At 38.6% G+C, this 24609-nt stretch carries 20 protein-coding genes, 2 tRNA genes and 1 rRNA gene; 1 reads left to right on the forward strand and 22 read right to left on the reverse strand.

Annotated features, from left to right (window positions below; genetic code table 11):
* Positions 1 to 164: 164 nt before the first annotated feature.
* Positions 165 to 908, reverse strand: a complete 744-nt coding sequence (locus T498_RS0106380) for an alpha/beta hydrolase (RefSeq protein WP_028235192.1) — start codon at positions 906 to 908, stop codon at positions 165 to 167.
* An 18-nt stretch (positions 909 to 926) separates the two neighbouring features.
* Entirely contained in the window at positions 927 to 1229 is a 303-nt protein-coding gene (locus T498_RS0106385; RefSeq protein WP_028235193.1) for a Dabb family protein, read from the reverse strand.
* A 112-nt stretch (positions 1230 to 1341) separates the two neighbouring features.
* On the opposite strand from T498_RS0106385, the gene T498_RS0106390 reads away from it, so the two are divergent.
* Complete coding sequence (locus T498_RS0106390; protein ID WP_028235194.1) at positions 1342 to 2196, forward strand: aldo/keto reductase; 855 nt, start codon at positions 1342 to 1344, stop codon at positions 2194 to 2196.
* Positions 2197 to 2278: 82 nt separating this feature from the next.
* On the opposite strand, the gene T498_RS15130 is transcribed toward T498_RS0106390, so the two are convergent.
* The 20 genes from T498_RS15130 to T498_RS0106490 all read right to left on the reverse strand — a co-directional run.
* Positions 2279 to 2836: an alpha/beta hydrolase gene (locus T498_RS15130; protein WP_051524639.1), complete on the reverse strand. Its 558-nt coding sequence runs from the start codon at positions 2834 to 2836 to the stop codon at positions 2279 to 2281.
* A gap of 18 nt (positions 2837 to 2854) precedes the next feature.
* Complete coding sequence (locus T498_RS0106400; protein ID WP_028235195.1) at positions 2855 to 3547, reverse strand: LrgB family protein; 693 nt, start codon at positions 3545 to 3547, stop codon at positions 2855 to 2857.
* On the reverse strand, positions 3547 to 3906 hold the full coding sequence (locus T498_RS0106405) for a CidA/LrgA family protein (protein ID WP_028235196.1): 360 nt from the start codon (positions 3904 to 3906) through the stop codon (positions 3547 to 3549). Before T498_RS0106405 ends, T498_RS0106400 begins: the two co-directional genes overlap by 1 nt.
* Before the next feature lie 119 nt (positions 3907 to 4025).
* Complete coding sequence (locus T498_RS15135; RefSeq protein ID WP_051524640.1) at positions 4026 to 5204, reverse strand: DUF4179 domain-containing protein; 1179 nt, start codon at positions 5202 to 5204, stop codon at positions 4026 to 4028.
* Positions 5201 to 5764 (reverse strand): RNA polymerase sigma factor, encoded by a 564-nt coding sequence (locus tag T498_RS0106415; RefSeq protein ID WP_028235197.1) that lies wholly within the window; start codon positions 5762 to 5764, stop codon positions 5201 to 5203. The genes T498_RS15135 and T498_RS0106415 overlap by 4 nt, the downstream gene beginning before the upstream one ends.
* An 855-nt stretch (positions 5765 to 6619) precedes the next feature.
* Positions 6620 to 7528 carry a DMT family transporter gene (locus T498_RS0106420; protein WP_028235198.1) on the reverse strand — a complete coding sequence of 303 codons (909 nt, stop codon included), beginning with the start codon at positions 7526 to 7528 and terminating at the stop codon, positions 6620 to 6622.
* Between the two features lie 146 nt (positions 7529 to 7674).
* Entirely contained in the window at positions 7675 to 9093 is a 1419-nt protein-coding gene (locus tag T498_RS0106425; RefSeq protein ID WP_028235199.1) for a carbon starvation CstA family protein, read from the reverse strand.
* Positions 9094 to 9256: 163 nt separating this feature from the next.
* A complete protein-coding gene (locus T498_RS0106430; protein ID WP_028235200.1) occupies positions 9257 to 9649 on the reverse strand; it encodes a pyridoxamine 5'-phosphate oxidase family protein in 393 nt (130 codons plus the stop codon).
* Positions 9650 to 9744: 95 nt separating this feature from the next.
* Positions 9745 to 9975, reverse strand: a complete 231-nt coding sequence (locus T498_RS0106435; RefSeq protein ID WP_015550048.1) for a hypothetical protein — start codon at positions 9973 to 9975, stop codon at positions 9745 to 9747.
* A 56-nt stretch (positions 9976 to 10031) separates the two neighbouring features.
* A complete protein-coding gene (locus T498_RS0106440) occupies positions 10032 to 10343 on the reverse strand; it encodes a YbjQ family protein (RefSeq protein ID WP_028235201.1) in 312 nt (103 codons plus the stop codon).
* The gene (locus tag T498_RS0106445; RefSeq protein ID WP_028235202.1) at positions 10324 to 10968 is read right to left on the reverse strand and encodes a MerR family transcriptional regulator; all 645 of its coding nucleotides are present in this window, start codon (positions 10966 to 10968) and stop codon (positions 10324 to 10326) included. The genes T498_RS0106440 and T498_RS0106445 overlap by 20 nt, the downstream gene beginning before the upstream one ends.
* A gap of 198 nt (positions 10969 to 11166) precedes the next feature.
* Entirely contained in the window at positions 11167 to 14367 is a 3201-nt protein-coding gene (gene carB / locus T498_RS0106450) for a carbamoyl-phosphate synthase large subunit (protein ID WP_028235203.1), read from the reverse strand.
* Entirely contained in the window at positions 14367 to 15437 is a 1071-nt protein-coding gene (locus T498_RS0106455) for a carbamoyl phosphate synthase small subunit (RefSeq protein WP_028235204.1), read from the reverse strand. Before T498_RS0106455 ends, carB begins: the two co-directional genes overlap by 1 nt.
* Positions 15438 to 15500: 63 nt before the next feature.
* Positions 15501 to 19301, reverse strand: coding sequence for a phosphoribosylformylglycinamidine synthase (locus T498_RS0106460; protein ID WP_036977963.1), 3801 nt, complete (start codon positions 19299 to 19301; stop codon positions 15501 to 15503).
* A 138-nt stretch (positions 19302 to 19439) separates the two neighbouring features.
* Positions 19440 to 21845 carry an ATP-dependent DNA helicase gene (locus tag T498_RS0106465; RefSeq protein WP_028235206.1) on the reverse strand — a complete coding sequence of 802 codons (2406 nt, stop codon included), beginning with the start codon at positions 21843 to 21845 and terminating at the stop codon, positions 19440 to 19442.
* A gap of 59 nt (positions 21846 to 21904) precedes the next feature.
* The gene (locus tag T498_RS0106470) at positions 21905 to 22132 is read right to left on the reverse strand and encodes an HPr family phosphocarrier protein (RefSeq protein WP_036977965.1); all 228 of its coding nucleotides are present in this window, start codon (positions 22130 to 22132) and stop codon (positions 21905 to 21907) included.
* A gap of 352 nt (positions 22133 to 22484) precedes the next feature.
* On the reverse strand, positions 22485 to 23705 hold the full coding sequence (locus T498_RS0106475) for an EAL and HDOD domain-containing protein (protein WP_028235208.1): 1221 nt from the start codon (positions 23703 to 23705) through the stop codon (positions 22485 to 22487).
* A gap of 160 nt (positions 23706 to 23865) precedes the next feature.
* Positions 23866 to 23936 (reverse strand) — tRNA-Trp (locus T498_RS0106480).
* A 173-nt stretch (positions 23937 to 24109) separates the two neighbouring features.
* Positions 24110 to 24182 (reverse strand) — tRNA-Ala (locus T498_RS0106485).
* 122 nt (positions 24183 to 24304) lie between these two features.
* Positions 24305 to 24609: ribosomal RNA gene (locus tag T498_RS0106490) — 23S ribosomal RNA — on the reverse strand; the annotation flags it as partial.

Below are 24609 nucleotides of genomic sequence, written 5' to 3' on the forward strand. Positions count from 1 at the left end.
TCAAACAATTTGCTGTACATAAATGACCCCTTTCAGACATAAAAACACTAATCCCATTATCTGTTTATAATCGTATGATATCATTTAAGTACGTTTTATTCGTAAACAAAGTATGAACTTTAAAAAAGACCGAAGAATATGCTCCTCGGTCTCTTTGTCTAATATTATTTTAAAACAGTTGTCATAAAATCCTTTACAACATCCACAACTTGATCTAGGTGTCTGTCATAACAGTGAGTATCATCTTTAATAAGCTCTAATCTACAATTTTTGAAAACTTTGGCTGCATCTATAGAAAACTGTACTGGAACAGCTTCATCTGCATCACCATGAACAAGCAATACTGGCCCTTCGAATTTTTTCATGGCAGCTTCCAAATCAATACTTTGGGCAACTCTGATGTAGTTACCACTTAAAGTGCGCCCATCCCAGGAAACAAGCTCATCTGGGATATTAACAGGATCAAATGGCTGGCCCAAAAGCTCACCTTCTTTTGCTCCTTTAATAATTACATAGGCTGGAGAAAGTGGCATGATTGCCTTTACAACATCTTTTTCCATTGCTGCCGCAAGAGTGATTGCAAGACCGCCTTGCGAATGCCCACACATATAAATATCTGTAACAAAATCAAGGCTCTTGGCATAATCAACAGCTGCCATTATGTTGTTAAGCCACTTATAAAGATTATGTTCTCTAAACTCACCATCACTATGTCCATGCCCATATAAATCAACTCTTAGAGTAGCAACGCCCACTTCATTCATAGCTTTTGCTACAGCTACAATGTGTTCCTCTTCAATGTGCCCTGTAAAACCATGAAATACAAGGCATAATGGACATTTCTCAACTTTATTTACCGGCATATCAAGCTTTGCGTTTAATTTAAATCCGTCGTCATAAATATACATTATCTTCTACCTCACCAATTAGACCTCATAGTCTAAGCAGCTACGAAGCTTAGTGTATGGTCTTACTTTACTATCTGCAACTGCCACGTGCTCTGGATGCACAGAATATCCCTTAAGTGCTTCGAAGCTTTCAAATGTAGAATCTAACATAAGGTCGACTGTAGATGTCTCAAGTCCATTAATATTTACCTTGATATCAATCATTCCTGGAATCTTTCCTGCAAGCCCTTCAAGACCTTCTTTGATACCTTTTTTGATGTCCTCTTTTTCGGCAGCTGTAAGCTCATCCTTTAATGTCCATAAAATAACATGTTTTACCATAATAAACCTCCTCAATATTTTTCATTCAAACATCAATATTCTAATACATTCCTCGTTGTATTTCACCCGCAAAATAAATATAATTGCCTTATAAATTAAGGAGGATATTTTTATGGAATCGCTTTCTACACGTGTTAAGCTTAACAACGGAACTGCCATTCCAATGTTTGGGTATGGTACTTACAAAATCAAAGATGCCGCTGAAGCTTACGATTCAGTAAGCCTGGCACTAAAAAATGGCTATCGCCACATTGATACTGCTGCATTCTACGAGAATGAAAAATATGTTGCTAATGCCATCAAGGATTTTATGAATGAACAAGGTGTAAAGAGGGATGAGCTATTTGTAACCAGTAAAGCCTGGAAAACAGAGCTCGGCTACGAAAAGACTTTAGCTGCTTTCGAAAAGACTATCCAGGAAATGCAAATGGATTATCTTGACTTATACTTAATTCACTGGCCTGCATCTTATGCTTTCGATGACGATTGGAAAAACACCAACCGCGCCACATGGAAAGCTATGACAGAAATCTATAAATCAGGTCGTGTCAAAGCAATCGGTGTATCTAATTTCCTCACACATCACCTTGACACTATTATTGATATGGAAATCACTCCTGCCGTTGATCAAATCGAAGTCAACCCAGGATTTTTACAAAAAGAAACTGTAGATTATTGTCACGAAAAAGGAATTATAGTAGAAGCCTGGAGTCCTCTTGGCAGAGGCAAGTCTCTCACTCACCCACTTTTAGAGGAGCTTGCTAGTAAATATGGACGTACTGTCGCTCAGATTATTTTAAGATGGGAAATACAGCACGATATTGTTCCTCTTCCAAAATCTGTAAATGAAAATCGTATAATCGAAAATGCAAATGTATTTGACTTTGAATTATCAGAAGATGATATGTTTGCCATAGATGAAATCGAACCTTACGGAAACAGCGGACATAGTCCAGATCAAGCATAAACAAAAATCCCCTGTTATTGTGAGATGCAAAAAAAGTTAAATTTTTTAGCACCTATCAGTAACAAGGGATTTCTTTATATTATTATATTATTCCATCAACCGCATGCATTACCCGGCCAAGATTGGCAATATCGGTGGCTACATCACCAGTTTCTAAGGAATGATTAGCTTCTGGAATTACTGCATAGGTAAGTGATAGTTCCTCGCAAAGCTGTGTGCACATATCAGTATCACAAAGTGGATCTGCAGAACCATGAAATACCATTCCCTCACAATTGTTGATGTAAGCGAAGGTATACTCTATAGGTGTAAACACTATCATATCTGCATCTAGCTCATATGTCATATTGTATCTGGCAGCAAGCGCGGTTCCTATACTCTTACCAATGAATACCACCCTATCATAATTCGTAAATACGATATCTTTAAGCTGCTCATCAACCTGCTTGAATGCTTCATCAAATGCTTCCTGCATCTTAGTTGCATCACCTTTGATTGTTGCAAAGTCCTCAGTAAATTTGTATGTAACCTCTGCAATATCATAATCCTTATTCTTAGCAAGCTTCTTTGAATAATACAAAAGTGGCTTATCACTATGATATCCAATTCCAGGAAAAACTATTGCTAACTTTCTGCTCATACTTATACTCCTATTGATTTACATAAATCCTGCAAATACTGATGCAAAAATAACTGTTATTACACCTGCAACTGCAATGGAAAGAGAACTCATAGCTCCCTCAACATCTCCAAGTTCCATCGCCTTAGCTGTTCCGATGGCATGAGCCGCTGTTCCAAGTGCAAGTCCTTTTGAAATTGGCTCATGTATTCTAAACATCTTGCAGATAAACTCACCAAATATATTTCCAAGTACTCCTGTAATAACAATGACCGCTACTGTGATTGTAACATATCCACCAAGTTCCTCAGATACACCCATTCCGATAGCTGTAGTAATTGACTTTGGAAGAAGTGTAACATAATTCTCATGTGAAAGTCCCATGAGCTTTGCTAATGCAAAAACTGTAGCAAGGGAAGTGATAACTCCTGCAAACACTCCTGCAAGCACTGCCTTGGCATTATTCTTAAGCAGTTCCCACTCCTCATATAAAGGAATCGCAAGACATACAGTAGATGGTGTAAGTAACCAGCTAAGGTACTTAGCTCCCTCATTGTATGTTTCGTAACTAACATTGCTAACAACCAGTACCAAAATAGTGGCAACGATTGATATCAAAAGTGGGTTTAAAAATCCAAATCCAAATTTCTTTTTTAGCCATGAGCCTAGTGCATAAGAGACTAAACTGATAGTGACACCTGCATATGCGCTTGTTTGCATAAATTCTGTCATTATTTTGCCTCCTTTCCACTATTTCTGATGATTGTCTGTGAAATAATTCCTGTAACACCCATAACAGTAAAAATAGTGATAACTGTGATGATAGATACTGGAACCAATACCGGCTGCAACACATTCCATGATGACATAAGTCCAACTCCGGCAGGGATGAACATTACAGGCATGATTTCAATCAAAAACTTACCTGTATCCCGAACCTGATCAAGCTTGATTACACCTGTCAAAAGGCACACAAACATAATAACCATGCCATAAATACTAGCTGGAATAGGTAATGGCAATACCACCTTTAATATTTCTCCGATTAAAGAGATTGCCAAAATAATGAGAAACTGCTTTAAATACTTCATTTTTTCGACCTCTATAAAAAAATTGGGACTTAGAGTAATCCCCCAAGCCCCAATTCATTATACTACTTGTGCAACATATTATTGTCTTTTTTTTGATACCAAACCATATTAAATAAGATTTATTGAATTTCAACCTCTACCAACTCACAATTTCCCGAATCATCTGGCCAGAAAAGTATTGATTTTATCTGCGAAATATCTACTACTCTGTCAAATCCTCTTGTACATACGCCATATTCTCTGCTGTCATCAGTATAACCATCAGAGCCGGCATCAGCAACATATGGCATTCTTGTGCCATCCTTTAATACAAATCCAGAAACTTCAGGTAAACCTGTGATATCATCATCCTGTACATTTTCTCCAGTAACACCGTCTATCACTCCCCCTAATGCCTCTGATAATCCTTTTGCATCCTTACTCTGTTTTTCTACTCCATTGATTTTATATGTCACACTAATTGATACTGGCGAAATATCAATAGATGTAAGTGTACAATCAGTATCAGGAATATCTTTATTTACAGTGATTGTCTGAGAACTGCTAACATTTGGAAGCTCTAATTCAAAGCTCCAGTTGCCATCCACCCGACTAGAAAAATCTGCCTTTCCACCATACACTCCAAGTGCTGTAAAATCTACATGAAGTGTGTTTCCTAATATTTCACTAAGCCCATCAACAGCTTGAATTTGTATTACATATTCCAAATCACCATTTTCATCTAAATAATGACCGAAAAATCCATTTTCATCTGATTCAAGCGGTGAACCATCAGTGTATATGGCCATTCCATTATCATCAATCATAGTTCCATCAAAGAAATAGCTGCTACCATTCACCCAGGAATTCGTGGATTCTTTATCGTCTCCTAAGTAATAATCCACATCTGCTCCTGGCTCCTCATGCTCTGTAATCTCAAATCCTGAAACCTTAAATGATACATATGCAAATCTATCATCAACAACAACTGTATCTGGTGCAATTGTAATGCCCTGATCTGTCACCTGATATGACGAATAATCTTCAAGCTCCGGATATACGATGGCCTGGCCCTGTTCTGTCAACTCCTGCTGCTGGGCATCTGTAGAGCGCAACATGCCACTCATTCCTCTTCCCCAGAAGTGATGGATTGCTGCAGCTGCTGTCGCCGTGGCAAGCAAAATCATACATATACATGCCACAAATGATAATCTCTTATTAAATTTTATAATCTTTCTTTTTTCAGAATATCTAGATGCTTTTGCCAAAATATTGTCGTCTATTCCAACCATGCTTAAATACAAATCTCTACTTTTCATGATGCTAAATATCCCTCCCTTACAAGACGTTTCTGCAATTTGCCTCGCAGCCTGCTCAACATAACGGACACGTTATTGTTTGTCATGTTATATTTCTTTGCAATAGTACTGATATCTTCTGTAAAGAAGTACCTGCATGAAAATATATAGGCTTCCTTTTCTGGCAAATCATTTACAAAATCTCTAATAATTCTTGATAATTCAGTTCCTAGTATTGCTGTTTCTACATCACTGGAATCTGGGATACATTCCTCCAATTCATCAAGAACCACTGCTACTTCACCGCCGCCTCTTTTCTTTGCATTCATGCTTTCATATTTGTTAAAAGCGATGTTTCTTGTGATTTTTCCAAGAAAGATTCTAAAAATCTGTGGTCTCGTTGGTGGAATTCTTTTCCATGCTTTCATGTAAGTGTCATCAAGGGTTTCTTCAACGTCCTCTGCACACTTCAAAATATTTCCTGCTATAGATGATAGATAATTGCCATACTTTATATCAGTCTCTTCAATTGCACGTTCATTACGATTAAAATATAATTCTATAATTTCCTCGTCTCTCATTTTTGCTCCCTTCGTACTGTTATTTGTAGGCCTTACATCTATATAGACAGAATCTAGATTTGTATCTTACACTATATTATTAAATTTTTGGACAAAAAAATAGGGACTCTTACGAATCCCTAGTTACCATTCACAGTTTGTTTTTGAAGGACGCCCTCACCCCTGCACCGGCTTCAACTATACACATGGCGTGATTTTGCGAATATTGCAGTTTTTCTTATGGGCCAAATTTATGCATCGCACATGTGTCTTGTTGCGGAATGAACCATTTTGAAAAATGTTTTTCATGTGGCGGACATTGAAGTTTTTCATGTACCTCTCGGGCTGAGGGGACTTGGTTTCATATTCCGCTTGCTAAGTAACATGACAAAGCAGGTTTTGCATATATAGGTACCGTGGCACATTCAACATCGTGTTTTAAGTGACCACTTGCGCTGCCGTCCATGGCAGCGCATACCTATATATTGCAAAACCTGCTTTTATGTTACTAAGCTCGCTCCAAAATCAACCAAGTTCCCCTCAGCCTGAGAAGTACAAATTATTCTATACTGTGTGTCCGCCATCCAAAAACCTTTTTCAAAATTGTACAGGCCTGCAAAAGACACATGTAAATAAAGATGCTTAAATGGCCCATTAGAAAAACGCAATATTCATGCAATACGCCATGTGTATAGTAGAAGCCGGTGCAGGGGTGAGGGCATCATAAACTTATAGTAACTGTGAATGGCAACAATCCCTAAATATCTTGTGATTTTATTTCCTAATGAACGACTTATCTTCCTCTGGAAGTTCATCCGACACGAACCTTTCCACAGTCATATGACTTTTATTCCTATGACTTAATACTATTAGTATTTACTTTCTACTTATTGAAATTAAACATAACATAGCAAATATCAATATAAATCCTATGGCATCATAGACTGTAAAGACTGAGCCTAGTACTGTTGTAGAAATAATCGCTGCTGTTATTGGTTCTGCAAAACTATATAGTATTGCGATATTCGGTCCAATCAGCTGCACTCCTTTTATGTACAGAGTAAATGCTAATATATTTCCAACCACCACTACAAATGCTATGCCTATGATTCCGTATATATTAGGAATATAGTGAATCCTCCAGATTCTAAAAACAAAACAGCCTGCAATTCCACCTAACAAGAATGACCAGCCTTGAACAATTATTACTGGCACACGGCTAAGCTTTGTTGCTAAAACATTGTATATTGCAACACAAAAACCACTGACTATACCAGCTATTAATGCTGACGACGGAACTGACAGATTAGAAAGGTTTCCATGGGTCGTAAGGAAAAACACACCTGCCAACGCTAATATGATAGATGATATTTCCATTATCTTTGGCAATCTTCTGGCGGAAATACATGTGAATATAAGAATAAAAATAGGAGCCATGTCTTGAAGTATAGTTCCTACTGCTGCTGAAGATAACTCTATTGTAAGAAAGTAGAAAAACTGGCAGCAACTCACGCCTAATAGGCCATATACAAGCATTGTTAGAGCCTGCCTTGGTGTTCTCCAAGGTAACATTATTTCATTTGGAAGCTTTACCATGGCATATATTAATAGAATTATTCCAGCTAATCCCAATCTTATTGGAACAAGCCATCTGCTATCCATTTGCTGAACTGTAAAAAGGTACTGCCCCATAGAACCCGAAAGCCCCCAACACGCAGCACCTAAACTAGTTAAAATCGCGCCTATAATTCTAGTGTTATTAAGACGCGCTGTTGTTTTGTACATTAAATTAACACTCCTATTTAAGACTAGTAATACTGTTATATTCTACCCCTAGCAGAAAAAATAAACCAGCCAATTATGAGCCTGAATAAATACCACAAAAAACACCGCCACCATATTAGGTGACGGTGTTAACCAATCCAACTATACTACTTCTTTGTGGCCTTAACAAACATTCCGAAGAAAACTACTGCTGCAATTATTCCTACTGGATAAGCCACCGATGTTGAAAGATGCAAGCATTCCGGTGCACAGAAGAAATATGTTACAGAAACAGCAGACATAAATGTTGCTGGAACAGCTGTAATCCAATAGTTCTTTGCATTTTTGTACAAATACATAGATGCTGTCCAAAGAGCTATCATTGCAAGTGTCTGATTTGACCAGCTGAAGTATCTCCAGATAACACCGTAATTAAGCTGGCTGATAAGTGCGCCCACTGCAAGAAGTGGAACACAAATATATAGACGGCTACGATATGATTTCTGATCAATCTTGAACCAATCAGCGATTACAAGTCTTGCTGATCTAAACGCTGTATCTCCCGATGTGATTGGACATGCAATAACACCAAGCATAGCAAGAACTATTCCAAAACCGCCCATTGTCTTAGTACAAATATCATATACACAAGTTGCTTGACCATTTGCAAGCATCTCTGTCAAACCTGTTGTAAGTCCACCAGTTTTTTCATAAATAGCACTACCTGCTGCTGCCCAAATCAGAGCGATGATACCTTCACATACCATTGCTCCATAAAATACCATGTGACTTTCCTTTTCTGATTCACAGCAACGGGCCATAAGTGGTGATTGAGTTGCATGGAATCCTGAAATAGCACCACAAGCAACAGATACAAACATCATTGGCCAAATAGGTGTATTAGCAGGATGTAGATTAGATAACTGAAGCTCTGGAATCGCATATCCATGTGTAAATATACCAAATGCTACACCAATTGCCATCACAATTAAGCAAATGCCAAATACTGGGTAGAATTTTCCGATGATTTTATCAATTGGTATAAATGTTGCAATGAAGTAATAAATCAAAACAATTGCTAACCAAAAATATGTATTAACTAGAAGTCCTGTTCCTCCTTGCTTTCCTATTAACAGAGAAATAAGACCTGCTGGACCTACTGCAAACACAGTACCTACCATTACAAGAAGTACCACGCTAAAAATACGCATTACTGTCTTCATAATATCGCCTAGATACATACCTGTAAGCTCTGAAACACTTGCACCATCGTGACGCATGCTCATGAATCCTACTGAAAAATCATGAACACCGCCTGCTAAAATAGTACCAAATGTAATCCACAGGAATACCGATGTTCCCCATTGAGCTCCGGCTAAAGCTCCATAAATTGGGCCAAGTCCTGCAATATTAAGAAGTTGAATTAAAAACAGCTTCCACTTTGGCATGATTACGAAATCTACGCCATCATTTAATCGCACCGCTGGAGTCTGTCTATCGTCTGGGCCATAAATCTTCTCTACCACCTTTCCATAGACAAAGTACCCACCAATAAGTACTACTAAACATACAAAAAAGCTGATCATATACATTTACCCCCAATCTATAAATTTGTCCAATAAGGACCTTTTTCAATATAGAGTATAGTATATGTTTATGGCAAAATGATGAATTCAAAAATTTCTTTCATTATAGCCTACAAAAAAGAGCTTAAAGCAATTATCGCTCTAAGCTCTTATATATGTTTTATTAGAATTTGATTGTCTCTGGTGCATCTGTAAATGAGCTGAATGTAGCAACAGCATTCTTAAAATAAAGAACCTCTGTATTGTCATCATCTGCAGAGTACATACTTTGAAGAGATGGATATGCATCAAGCATTGCCTGCTTCACTTCTCTTCTGTCATCTGATACAAGCTCACCCGCTACGCGAAGCCACTTGCCATCCTTAAAAGCACAAACCTCTACCTTAGGATTGTTATGAATCTGCTTTGATACATCCTTAGATTTTCCTGTCTGAATGTATAACTTTCCATCAATAATATGAGCTGTACCAAATGGTCTTACTCTAGGCTGATCGCCTTCGACTGTTGCAAGATAATAAGTACCCGCCTCTTTAAGAAACTTTTCCACTCTTTCCATGAAATATTCCTCCTTAATGATTTACTTTTCATCATAATAAACCAATTTTCAATAAGATGCAAGTATCTTGCGCGCAATTTAATTTAATATCACTATTACATCACACAGCTTCTGCCATCACGGCCTTCCATATTATCATCTTTTACATATCTAGCGTTAAACTCCATATTTATTTCACGAAGTTCCTTCTTGCCTTCAATATAATCTTCATACATCTCAGCAAGTCCTGCCATGCATCCATCACAGTTTGCTTCAATATTTCCAAGAGATTCCTTTACAATCTGCTCTCTCTCTTCTTTTGTTGTGTCTTTAATTAAATATGACATATCACATCTCCTTTTGTATACTGCTAAAGCAGTACTATTCTACCACAAGATGTGATTTACACAAACTTTACAGCAGTTCCGTATGCAAGCACCTCTGCTGCGCCCTGCATAACAGATGATGATGCATATCTAACTCCTACAATTGCATCGGCACCAAGCTGTTCTGCCTCATCCACCATTCTCTTAGTAGCAATCTGTCTTGCCTCCACCAGCATATCTGTGTAGCCTTTGATCTCTCCACCAACTAGAGTCTTCATGCCAGCCATAAAATCTTTACCAAAGTTTTTTGACTGCACGATAGTTCCTTTTACTACTCCAATAACTTCAAAATTCTTTCCTGGAATTGTTTCAATACTTACGAGCTTCATTAATTTCTCCTCCATCTATCTCTTTTAATCTTTGTTTTAACGCTATTAGCGTTCCTACTATCATTGAACCAAATATTACGATAAAAATAACAAGCAGTCCCACCGGGGCCTCCTGATCTGTTATTTCTGCCCAGCACATAACAAGAATCATTGCAATAAAGAAAACAATGCTAACTGCTGCTGCAATAATTGGTCCTCTTTTTGTTTTCTTTATATCAGTTTTATTTACATCCATAAATCTAACGCCTCCCTTCTCGAGGTTTTTCATATCATCAAGATAAGCATCAGCATGAAGATCTTTGAATGAAACATTTGCTTCTATTATTTGATGGCACATCTCTTTCATTACATCAATTTCATGCTGTCGATGTGTGAAATGAGATATATGTCTATCGAGACAATTCTGCATAGAGATTTCTTCATTTTCTATCTTTCTTATTTCTTCAATAGGAACATCTAATCTTCTTAGAAGCTTTATCTTATTTAATAGTTCAACATCTTGAAGTGAATAATCTCTATATCCATTGTCACTGTTTCTCTTTGGACTTATCAGCCCCTGGTCTTCGTAGAATCGAATATTCTTTTTTGTGATTCCAACTAACTCTTCTACTTGATTGATTTTCATATTGTCTCCTCAAGTTTCTTAAGACTTGGCCTTGTCTATGGCTAAAATATAAACCTTCTACAAGGTGGAAGGTCAATACTTTTTTTCATTTTATTGAATATAATCAACAATTTTTGTATTATACCACAGTTTTATATTAATATCCAAAAAAGGCTAGCAGCAATATGCCACTAGCCTTATAAAATCATGACTTAATTTCTAGATTTTTGCAACATCCACAAGTGTGTATTCAGTAGTTGCACTCTCGAGTGATGTAGCAAGTGCCACAGCAGTATCGATAGCAGTGATACAATTTACACCTGTCTCGATAGAATTTCTACGAATCAGGAATCCATCTCTTGTCTTATCGCCATGTCCCTGTGTTGGAGTATCGATTACAAGATCAATCTTGTGACCTAGGATAAGGTCCATTACGTTTGGCGATTCCTGTGAAATCTTATTAACCTGAAGTGCATCTACTCCACCATCCTGCAAATACTTTGCAGTAGAACGTGTTGCGTAGATTTTGTAACCAAGCTTTTCAAATCTCTTTGCTACCTCAAGTGCTTCTGGTTTATCTGCATCCTTTACAGTGATAATCATCTGCTTGTGCTTTGGAAGGACAACGCCGGCACCAAGGAATGCCTTATAAAGAGCTTCTTCGAAAGTCTTTGCGATACCTAAACACTCACCTGTTGATTTCATTTCAGGTCCAAGGCTGATTTCAGCGCCTCTAAGCTTTTCGAATGAGAACACTGGCATCTTAATTGCAATGTAATCTGCCTCTGGCTGAAGTCCTGTCTTATATCCCATCTCTGTAATCTTATGACCAAGGATTGCCTTTGCTGCAAGATCTACGATTGGAATACCTGTTACCTTACTGATGTATGGAACTGTACGAGAGCTTCGTGGGTTTACCTCGATTACGTACACCTCTCCATCCATTGCAATAAACTGGATGTTAATCATACCAAGTACGTGAAGTGCCTTTGCAAGGCGCTCTGTGTAATCAACAATCTTATCCTTAATATCCTGACTGATTGTGTGAGCAGGATAAACTGAGATACTATCACCTGAGTGGATACCAGTACGCTCAATATGCTCCATGATACCAGGGATTAAGATATTTTCTCCATCGCAGATGGCATCTACCTCAATCTCCTTACCCTGTAAATACTTATCTACAAGGATTGGGTGATCCTGAGCAATCTGATTGATGATGTCCATGAACTTCTCAATCTCTTCGTCATTGAATGCAATCTGCATTCCCTGACCACCAAGTACATATGAAGGACGTACAAGTACTGGATAACCTAAGCGGTTCGCAACTGCCTTTGCTTCCTCAGCAGTGAAAACTGTGCCACCTGCTGCACGAGGAATCTGTGTCTGCTCTAAGATTTCATCAAAGAGCTCTCTATCCTCTGCTGCATCTACATCCTCTGCCTTTGTACCAAGGATTGGCACGCCGATTTTCATAAGATGCTCTGTAAGCTTGATAGCTGTCTGGCCACCGAACTGTACGATAGCGCCATCTGGCTTTTCAAGATTTACGATTGATTCTACATCCTCGTTTGTAAGAGGCTCAAAATAAAGCTTATCTGCAATATCGAAATCAGTTGAAACAGTCTCTGGGTTGTTGTTTACGATAACTGTCTCCCAGCCTTCCTTAGCGAATGCCCAGGTAGCATGAACTGAACAATAGTCGAACTCAACACCCTGTCCGATACGGATTGGACCAGAACCCAGTACAAGAACTTTCTTTTTACCTTCAGTCTTAACAGCCTCGTTTTCACTACCGTATACACTGTAGTAGTATGGTGTCATGGCATCAAACTCAGCTGCACAGGTATCAACCATCTTGTAAGCAGCTACAATGCCATTATCGTAACGCATCTTGCGAACTTCGTCCTCAGTCATCTTGCCATTTAAGTGAGCAATTACGCTATCTGGGAACTCGATTCTCTTTGCTTCCTTAAGAAGGTCTACTGTAAGTTCTTCCTGCTGAAGTCTAAGTTCCATTTCAACAAGAATCTTAATCTTATCAATAAACCACAAGTCAATCTTTGTGATTTCATGAATTGTCTCGTATGATGTGCCTCGTCTAAGTGCTTCAGCGATGCAGTAAATTCTTCTGTCATCAACTACTGTAAGGGCTTCTTCAAGTTCAGCATCTGTCATGTCGCAGAAATCATAGCTAAGAAGAGAATCTACATGCTGCTCAAGTGAACGGATAGCCTTCATAAGAGCACCCTCGAAGTTATTACAGATTGACATTACCTCGCCGGTAGCCTTCATCTGTGTTGTAAGCTTTCTTGTAGCTGTAATGAACTTATCAAATGGAAGACGTGGAATCTTAACTACGCAGTAATCAAGCATTGGCTCGAAGCTGGCGAATGTCTTCTTTGTGATAGCATTTGGAATCTCATCAAGTGTGTATCCAAGGGCAATCTTAGCTGCCACCTTTGCGATTGGGTAACCAGTTGCCTTTGAAGCAAGTGCTGATGAACGAGATACACGAGGGTTTACCTCGATTACGCAGTACTCAAAGCTCTCTGGATGAAGAGCATACTGTACGTTACATCCACCTGTGATTCCAAGCTCATCGATAATACGAAGCGCAGATGTACGAAGCATCTGATATTCCTTATCACCAAGTGTCTGAGATGGAGCAACTACGATTGAATCACCTGTGTGTACACCGACTGGGTCGATGTTTTCCATGTTACAAACTGTTATGCAGTTGCCGTTGGCGTCGCGCATTACCTCGTATTCGATTTCCTTCCAGCCTGCAATACATCTTTCAACAAGTACCTCGTGTACACGTGAAAGGCGAAGACCGTTTGTAAGAATCTCAACAAGCTCCTGCTGATTATGTGCAATACCACCGCCTGAACCGCCCAGTGTGTATGCAGGACGGAGCACTACAGGGTAGCCGATTGTGTTTGTAAACTTGATACCATCCTCAACTGTGTTTACAACAAGTGATGCTGCTACAGGCTCACCTAGCTTTTCCATAGTGTCTTTGAATGCCTGTCTGTCTTCTGCTCTAAAGATTGTCTCAGCTGTGGTACCAATAAGCTTTACACCTTGCTCCTCAAGGAAACCTGATTCTGCAAGCTCCATACCAAGGTTAAGGCCAGCCTGTCCACCAAGTGTAGGAAGAAGTGAATCTGGCTTTTCCTTAATGATAATCTGCTTTAAAACATCAACTGTAAGTGGCTCGATATAAACCTGATCTGCTATTTCCTTATCTGTCATGATGGTAGCTGGGTTTGAGTTAACTAAGCATACCTCCATGCCCTCTTCTTTAAGTGAACGACAAGCCTGAGTACCTGCGTAGTCAAACTCTGCCGCCTGTCCGATAACGATAGGACCTGAGCCAATCACCATTACCTTTTTAATGTCACTTCTCTTTGGCATTACTGCTCTCCTCCCATCATCTTAATAAATCTATCAAACAAATATCCGCTGTCCTGTGGTCCTGGGCATGCCTCAGGATGGAACTGAACAGTGAAGATGTTCTTTCCTGTATATTTCAAACCTTCATTTGTACCGTCGTTAACATTTACAAATGCAGGAACTGCAATCTTTTCATCAAGACCATCTGTATCTACTACATATCCGTGATTCTGAGATGAAATGTAAACCTTACCTGTCTCTAAATCCTTTACTGGATGGTTTCCACCTCTATGACCGTACTTAAGCTTATGTGTATCAAGACCATTAGCAAGAGCCATAAGCTGATGTCCTAGGCAGATTGCAAAAATTGGCACATCTGAATCGTAAAGCTTTTTTACCTCATCTATAATCTCACCGCAATCCTTTGGATCTCCAGGTCCGTTTGAAAGCATAATTCCATCTGGCTCTGCTGCAAGAATCTCTTTAGCTGGTGTATGTGCAGGATAAATGGTAACCTCGCAGCCTCTATCATTTAAGGATTTTGCAATATTTCTCTTTGCACCAAAATCAAGGAGTGCAACCTTCTTGCCGTTTCCTGATAATACTGATTTCTCATTGCAGGTAACCTTTGATACTACATCTCCAGTTGCGTAGGCCTGAAGCTTTGGCTTGATTTCTTCAAAATTATAGTGCTCGTTTGTGGTAATCATTCCATTCATAGTTCCACGGTCACGAAGAATTTTAGTAAGAGCACGTGTATCGATGCCAGAAATACCTGTAATATTATGCTTCACTAAGAAATCCTGAATAGTTCCCTTACATCTGAAATTTGAAGGAATTCTGCTAAGCTCTCTTACGATGAATCCATCTGGCCAAGGTCTTCCGCTTTCCATATCATCTGTAATACCATAATTACCTATGAGCGGATATGTCATACAAACAGCCTGTCCCGCATAAGAAGGATCTGTAAGAACTTCCAAGTAGCCAGTCATAGAAGTATTAAAAACTATTTCACTAATGACTTCTCTTGTTGAACCGATACTAGTTCCTTCGAAAACTGTTCCGTCTTCCAAAATTAAAAATGCTTTCATCTTTCCTCTTTTCTACCCTTTTTATTAAAACTCCAAGGTATATAGTTACCTTGGAGTTTACGTTTATCTGAAATAATCTACACCAGACTCGAATAGCTTCATGTCCTGGTTGCCATAGATGTTTATAGAAACACCATTTCCCTTACGTTCTGCATGGCACATCTTTCCATATACTCTACCATCAGGGCTAGTAATACCCTCGATAGCGCAATAGCTTCCGTTGATGTTCCATTCTTCATCCATAGATGCATTACCATCAACATCAACGTACTGTGTAGCAACCTGTCCATTTTCGAATAACTTCTTAATCCACTCTTCTGATGCAACAAAACGACCTTCACCGTGTGATGCAGGTGCGCAATATGTTTCACCTAAACGAGTGCCAGCGAGCCATGGAGACTTGTTGCTGACTACCTTTGTATATGCAATTTTAGAAATATGTCTGCCAATTGTATTGTAAGTAAGTGTTGGTGAGTCTGGCTCCTGTGTATGGATTTCACCATAAGGAACAAGACCGAGCTTGATAAGTGCCTGGAAACCATTACAGATACCAAGCATCAAACCATCTCTATTTTCAAGAAGGTTTGTAATAGCTTCTTTCATCTTTGCATTTCTAAATGCTGTAGCAAAGAACTTAGCTGAACCCTCTGGCTCATCACCGGCAGAGAATCCACCTGGGAACATAACAATCTGAGACTGAGCAATTGCTCTTGAGAACTCGTCTACAGATTCTCTTATGTCCTCTGCTGTTTGGTTCTTAAATACCTTTACGTTCGCGATTGCACCAGCCTGCTCGAAAGCTCTAGCTGAATCGTACTCACAGTTTGTACCTGGGAATACTGGAATAAATACTCTAGGCTTTGCAATCTTATTCTTGCATAAGTAGAAATTCTTTGCTTCGTATAGTTTTGTTTCTATGCTACTTGTGTCTTCATAACTTCTTGTCTTAAATACTGGCTCAAGTGTTCCTGTCCAAGCTGCAAGAGCTTCATCAACAGAAATCTTAGCATCGCGATATGTGAATGTAGCATCATCTGTAACTTCACCAACTACGAAGCCACAATCTGAAAGGCCACGCTTTTCAAGCTCAGCTGTGATAGCAAGTGCGCCATCCTCTGAAACCTCTACTACGATATCGCCGATAACACAGCCAAAAAGCATTACTGACTGACATTCATCAACAAGCTTTACACCAAGCTTGTTACCAAATGCCATCTTTGAAACAGCAGGTACAAGTCCGTTTGCATCAAGAGCGTAAGCAGCCTTAATATTTCCAAGCTCTACCATCTGTCTAACGATTTCGAAGACTGCCTTAGCCTGCTGGTAGTTTGGCTGGTCGTAATTGTCACGAAGAATTCGAAGAATGAAGAGCTTATCGCCAGCTTCCTTTAACTCTGGAGTAACAATATCCTGCTCCTTAGCAACATCTACTGCAAAAGAAACAAGTGTTGGAGGAACATCGATTTCGTTGAATGTTCCTGACATAGAATCCTTACCACCGATTGAAGGAAGTCCGAATTCCATCTGTGCCTTATATGCACCAAGAAGTGCTGCAAATGGCTGGCTCCATCTCTTTGGATCCTCGCTCATTCTGCGGAAGTACTCCTGGAATGTAAATCTAATCTTCTTATAATCACCACCAGTAGCAACAATTCTAGAAATAGATTCGAGAACTGCAAGCTGTGAACCATGGAATGGTGACCATGAGCTGACATAAGGATTGAAGCCGTATGCCATCATTGTAACCGCATCAGTCTTGCCGTCAGCAACTGGTACCTTTGCTACCATTGCCTGAGTTTCTGTGAGCTGATATTTTCCACCGAAAGGCATGAGTGTTGAGCCTGCACCGATTGAACCATCGAACATTTCAACAAGACCCTTCTGGGAACATACATTAAGATCAGCAAGTGAATCAAGCCATGCTGCCTTGAAATCGCCATTAGCAACATCTGATGCTACCTTTTCGATGCCAATCTTATCAATGTATTTATCTTTGTTATCAGGAAGTTCTACATAAACATCTGTCTCCTGATGTGCACCGTTTGTATCAAGGAATGCTCTTGAAAGATTAACGATTTCTTTGCCTCTCCAGTTAAGTACAAGACGTGGCTCCTCTGTAACTACAGCAACCTCAATAGCTTCAAGGTTTTCTTCTGCTGCATACTGAAGGAACTTATTAACATCTGAAGGAGCAACTACTACTGCCATTCTCTCCTGAGACTCTGAAATAGCAAGCTCTGTTCCATCAAGACCTGCATATTTCTTTGGAACCTTGTCCAAATCAACAATAAGTCCTGGAGCAAGCTCTCCGATGGCAACTGAAACACCGCCGGCACCAAAGTCGTTACATTTCTTGATTATATAAGAAACTTCTTCTCTTCTGAAAAGACGCTGAATCTTTCTTTCTGTAGGTGGATTACCCTTCTGAACCTCTGCACCACAAACTGCAGTAGATTCTGTATTGTGTGCCTTTGAAGAACCTGTAGCACCACCAATACCATCACGGCCTGTACGACCACCAAGAAGAATAATCTTATCTCCTGGATCAGAATTTAATCTCTGAACTGCGCGTCTTGGAGCAGCACCCATAACAGCACCAATCTCCATACGCTTTGCAACATAATCAGGATGGTAAATCTCTTTAACGTATCCTGTAGCAAGACCAATCTGGTTACCATATGAACTGTAACCATGAGCAGCCTCACGAACAAGCTTCTTCTGAGGAAGCTTTCCTTCGATTGTATCCTTTACAGAAACTGTAGGATCAGCTGCACCTGTAACACGCATTGCCTGGTATACATAAGTACGTCCTGAAAGTGGATCACGGATTGCTCCACCAAGACATGTAGCAGCGCCACCAAATGGCTCAATTTCTGTTGGATGGTTATGTGTCTCGTTCTTGAAGTTGATAAGCCACTCTTCTTCTGTTCCATCTACATTGATAGGAACAACGATTGAACAAGCGTTAATTTCATCTGACTCTTCCTGATCTGCAAGCTTGCCATCAGCCTTTAATCTCTTCATTGCAAGAAGAGCTAAATCCATTAAGCAAACGAATTTGTCATCTCTATCCTTGTAAAGGATTTTGAAGTTATCAAGATAATCGTTATAAGTTTCCTGAATTGGAGCTTTATAAAATCCATCTTCTATTGTTACATTTTTAAGCTCTGTAGAGAATGTAGTGTGTCTACAATGATCAGACCAATATGTATCTAACACCCTAATCTCAGTAACAGTAGGGTCTCTATGCTCATCTTTGGAAAAATAATTCTGAATGTGAATGAAATCCTTAAATGTCATGGCAAGATTTAAGGAATCGTATAACTTGCGTAAATCATTTTCAGCCATAGAAGAAAAACCGTCAAATGTCTTGACGTCGGCTGGTTCATCGAAATTATTAGATAGAGACTCTGGTAAATCTTCTGAAGTCTCTCTAGAATCAACAGGATTAATACAATGCTTCTTAATAGCATTAAATTCGTCATCGGTAATGCTACCCTCAATAACATAAGTAGTAGCTGTGTGAATTGTAGGCTCTTCGTCCTCATTTAAAAGCTTTAGACACTGCTCGGCAGAATCTGCACGCTGGTCAAACTGTCCTGGTAAGAATTCAACACTGAAAACATTACCCTCAAAGTCAAAAGTACCTTCATATACATTATCAACAGGAGGTTCTGAAAAAACCGTCTTGATAGCCTTTGTAAATACATCATCCGAAACATCCTGAATGTCATAACGTATCAACACTCTCACTCCGGTAACATCCTTGATGCCTAAATAACTCCCTATCTCTGATAACAAAGATTTGGCAGCCACTGCATACTGCGGTTTCTTCTCAACGTAAACTCTTCTTACTTTGCCCACTTTACAACCTCCGTATATTTACTTGATAGTCTGTGAAATGCCGCCTGTCAATTGTGTCTCAAAAGCTAGTAATTATGACAGTCAGCCTCACAGTTACAAAGAGTATAACACAAAAAATACACAAGTCCTAATAATTTTTTATCCTTTTTTATCCCAGAAATTTGTTAATTTTAACGAAACGTTTTCTACAGTCGTAAATTCAGCATCGTTCCACTCCCTTGGAAAAGTCTTGCGATAGCTTGAAAATCTAAACCTTTCGTCCAAAAGAGCTATCACACCATAATCCTCTTTTGTCCTGATTACTCTTCCTGCAGCCTGTATTACTTTATTCATTCCAGGGTATAAATATGCATACTCAAAACCATTTTTTCCATTCTCGTCAAAGAAATCAGACATTAGTTTTCTTTCATTTCCGACCTGAGGTAAACCTGCCCCTAAGATAATAGCACCTATCAGCTTTCCTCCTACCAAATCTATTCCTTCTGAGAAAATGCCCCCTAATGTACAAAAGGCTACAAGCGATTTATCCCTATGCTTATCAAACTCAGCAAGGAATTCTTCTCTTTCCGATTCAGTCATATTCTGATTTTGAACAATCACATCTACATCATCATTAAAAGCATCAAATCTTCCTTGGATTTCTTCAATAAATTTGTAAGATGGAGAAAACACCATATAATTGCCCTGCTTTGCCGCTACAATTGTGTGAATGTAGGTTGCAAACTTCTGATACTCGTCATCTCCTCGCCTTGTATATTTGCTTGTCACATCTGTCCCAAGCATCAACAAACGCTTTTCCTGTTCAAATACAGAATCAACATAGATGGCATATACATCCTTTTCGTTACACAGCAAATCCTTATAGTAATCTATAGGAAGTAGTGTTGCGCTAAAATACACTGTAGAACGAGCCATCCTTAATCTGTCTTGCAATTGCGCAGATGGATCAATGCAATACAAATGCAGATTGAAATTCTTGTCTTCATCAAAATCGCAATATATTCGATAATGGTCTCGGTCCTGTTGATATGCCAATGCTGTAAAATTTCTCAGCCTAAAATAAAAATCTAAAACTTCATCCTGGTATATTCCAAATTTGATTTCTTTCTTAAATAGCTGCTCTAAAATCATCTGAAGATTATCACAAGCATTTAGCAATATATCCACATCATAAAGAATCGTTATATCATTTATACACTCTCGCTTGTATTCAAGCATTATTCGATTACATTTTTCCAATGCATTCACCAGCTTTTTGCTAACTGGCTTCGCGTATCTTTTGATAGATAGAATTTCTTCTTTGATGAGAGTCTCAGAATACATCTCTCTGGCCCTATCTACCATATTATGGGCTTCATCTATCAGGAAAATATGCTCCCCATTTTTCCCATCAGCAAAGAATCTTTTCAAATACACATTTGGATCAAACACATAGTTGTAATCACAGATAATCCCTTCGCACCAGGTGCTTACATCAAGCGCCAATTCAAAAGGACATACCACATATTCTTCTGCGTACCCTAGGATGACGTCTCTTGTTATTACAGTCTCTTTTGTAATAACTTCATAAATTGCATCATTGATTCTATCAAAGTGACCACGGGCGTATGGACAATTTTCAGGATTGCAATCTGCCTCAGAGCACATACACATTTTTTCTTTAGCTGTAAGCATGATGGTCTTGCCTTCATAACCATTATCTACTAATAGTTTGTATGCATCTCTTGCAGCTAGAGCAGTCGCAGTTTTTGCTGTTAAATAAAAAACGCGTTCTGCTAGATTCTGCCCCAAAGCCATAACAGCAGGAAAGACATTAGCAATAGTCTTGCCTGTGCCAGTTGGCGCCTGCATAAATAGAATTTTCCTTCTATATATGCTTCTGTAAACATCACTTACCAGTTTCTTTTGCCCATCGCGATACTCGTAAGGAAAACTTAATCCCTGAACTGATTCTAATAATTCTTTCTTGTGATAATACTGAAAATCGGACCATTTCTTAAATATACCAATAATTGTATAAAACCATTCTTCTATTTCTTCATAAGTATAGACATGGTTAAAGTATTTGATTTCCTCTGTCTCAAGGCTGACATAAGTCATTTGGACTTCAACTGTTTCAAGCTCATATTCTTGAGCCACAATGTATGCATAGCATTTAGCCTGGGCCTCATGTACAAGAACAGGCTTTTCAAAGCTCATTACATCCATATACATGCCTTTGATTTCATCAACGGTAGCTGTAACAACAGTTCCCTCTTCATCACGATCTAAAACAAGCCCATCTGCACGTCCCTCGAGGCCCAAAATATAATCATCATATTCTATCTTAAACTTTAGTGGAACTTCGGCACTATAAAAAGGACCCATAGCATTTTGTATCTTTCTATGGATCCTGCTTCCAGCTTGCATAACTTCGAATGGGTCTACCGAACCTTTTCTATCATCAATATCACCTTCTCGAAGCAAAAACTCTACAAGATTTCTAACTGATATATTTATTTGAGCCTTTTCTCCGTCTGGAGTTACTAATCTTGAAACTTTCATAACAAAAAAATATGACCTGTAAGCCAAAACTTACAGGTCATATTATACATTATTCCATTCTATGCAACAACGAACTTCTGAACGGCATTCTTGAATGCTCCATCATTGTGTGCTGATACATAAACATCTAACTCTCTTTTCACTCCCATTGCTAAAACACCAAGTAATGATTTTCCATCAATGTAGACAACGCCACTATGAAGGTCAACATCACCACCACACATTGTAGCAGCCTTAACAAATTCTTCTGCATCGTGTGTGTTCTTTAACAAAATCTTAAACTTCATAAAATCCACTCCTATTACATATGAATGATTAATAAGGTAAGTCAATTTATATCACCTATAATGCAATGTGTCAATGCAAATTAATGTGTTTTTTCATTGAAATATATGTAATTTTATAAAATCTGTCGATATATAATAATACAAATAAAACCTAACAAGCAATTAAGCGCAGTTTAGTTTCCCGTATATCACTTATATAATAGGATTTTCAGCCCAGTTCATTCTATTCAGTTTCCCAAAATTACTATATTGCACAATACTAAATTTAATAAAATTTTAATAATTTCCTAATGTTTTTTTGCTAAAACAAGGCCTCAGGTAACCATACCTGAGGCCCTATAAATAGCAAGAATTAGATAAACATATTGCCGTACCACTTTAATGCTTCAACATATGCGTCATAAACGTCATGCATCTCTATATCATGTAGTACCATTAATCGCGATACTTCCTGCCAATCACCTGCTTCATAGCTAAGTAAGAACTCAAGCTGTGGAGCGAAAATTCCATCGTCACTAACCAGCGCTTTCTTAATCTCGTTACTAACACCTACCTGCTCTAAGGCATCCTCCATAGGTATATCCAGAATAAGATTTAACAGTGAAAATAGCCCCATAAGGAAAAGCTCTTCTTTTCTCATGGCATAATCGAATACAGGAGCCAAATTCTCTGCAAAACGAGCTCTAATAAGTGATAGACGTGTAATTTCGTTAGGCTTTCCTGCAGCTAAGCCATTAAGAAGTGTAGTATTAAGCCAACGCCTAATCTCCTTCTGTCCTAAAAGTGCAGTAGCCTGCGCAATAGATCGAATATTAGAGTTTATAGTAAGTTTATTAGCAATCTTTAAAAGCTCGATTGATAATGCAGGGTCCTGACCAACTACATTAGCAACATCTGAAAGGTCGAAATCAGGTTGATTGATTACCTTCATCAATTTCATATAGTTAATCTTAATAGGAGCAACTTCTGTGTCCCCCTTATTTATAGGTACTCTAAAGAATGTGCCTTCGAATACTTTAAATAATCCAGAAGCTTTTGCATTTTCAAATTCTTCAATAGTATGAAGGTTTTCTGCGCAGAATGTAGTACTTGGCATAATCTTTTTAAATTGCTTTGCCTGCTCGATAACATCCCCTTGCTCGCTATCGATTAAGAACAAATCAAAATCATCCAACATAAACTTAAACTGCTCAATATTAGCTACTGGAATATCTTTAAGCGCAAGTTTAAAGCCTTTACTCTTTAGATCAAGTAAGCGCTTATTATAAGACTCTTCTGGTTTAATTGTCTGATCAACTAACAATATAATTCTTCCGTCAAATCCTGTCAGCTGTTGCTCAATATTAGAGAATAACGAAATATTATTAATTGGTATTATAATACTGCAGTTAGCAACTAAATCATCTTCAGATACACTATCAAAAACTTCAATTCCAACAATAGAACCTGCTCCATCATACTTTTTAGAAACTAAAAGATGTGGGTGTTCATACAAGTTTTCTTTTTGTGCATACAGGCAATATGACGCAACTGACATGTCTTCATAAAATAGTGGTACTAAAGTAGCAAGCATAATCCCCTTCTCCTTTTTTGTAATTATATTTAGCCGTACATTCAATTCTGACTGAATATTCAGAATATTTACTGTTATTATAGCACTCCGCAATTTTATATTCAATGAATCGCAAAAAAAAATAGCAGCAAATCAAATCTGATTTACTGCTATAGTCAAACAGGGGACGAGAGAATCGAACTCCCACCAAAGGTTTTGGAGACCCCTATCATACCATTTGACCAGTCCCCTAAATCGTAAGCGAAAAACCTAAACTTAGTTTAAGTCCCTCACCCACGCGACTTGATTATAGTACCACAATATCTAGATATCTGCAATAGTAAAATCACAAAATTTTCATATTTTTTTCAATATAAAAAAAGTGGCTAAAATAAAAAAATCCTTGAATAAAACAAGGATTTTAGTGGAGACGGAGAGATTCGAACTCTTGACCCCCTGCTTGCAAGGCAGGTGCTCTCCCAACTGAGCTACGCCCCCATATTTACTATTTATGAAAAATAGCAAGCTTTTGGCTTGCTTATAAATTATAAAATTTATAGCAACCTCAAAACTTCATACAGTAAATTTCAGAATTACATCCTAACTACACATTTCCTTTTTAGAATAAACCTTCGATCTATTAGTATTCATCAGCTGAATGTGTTACCACACTTACACCTTGAACCTATCTACCTTATCGTCTATAAGGGATCTTATTTCCTTAAAGAAAGGGGATATCTCATCTTGAGGGGGGCTTCACGCTTAGATGCCTTCAGCGTTTATCCCGTCCAGACTTGGCTACTCAGCTATGCCGTTGGTCGACAGCTGATACACCAGTGGTCCGTCCACCCCGGTCCTCTCGTACTAGGGGCAGCTCCTCTCAAATATCCTACGCCCGCGCCGGATAGGGACCGAACTGTCTCAC

Origin of the sequence: Pseudobutyrivibrio sp. MD2005, assembly GCF_000621865.1 — a bacterium.
Taxonomy (GTDB): Bacteria; Bacillota; Clostridia; order Lachnospirales; family Lachnospiraceae; genus Pseudobutyrivibrio.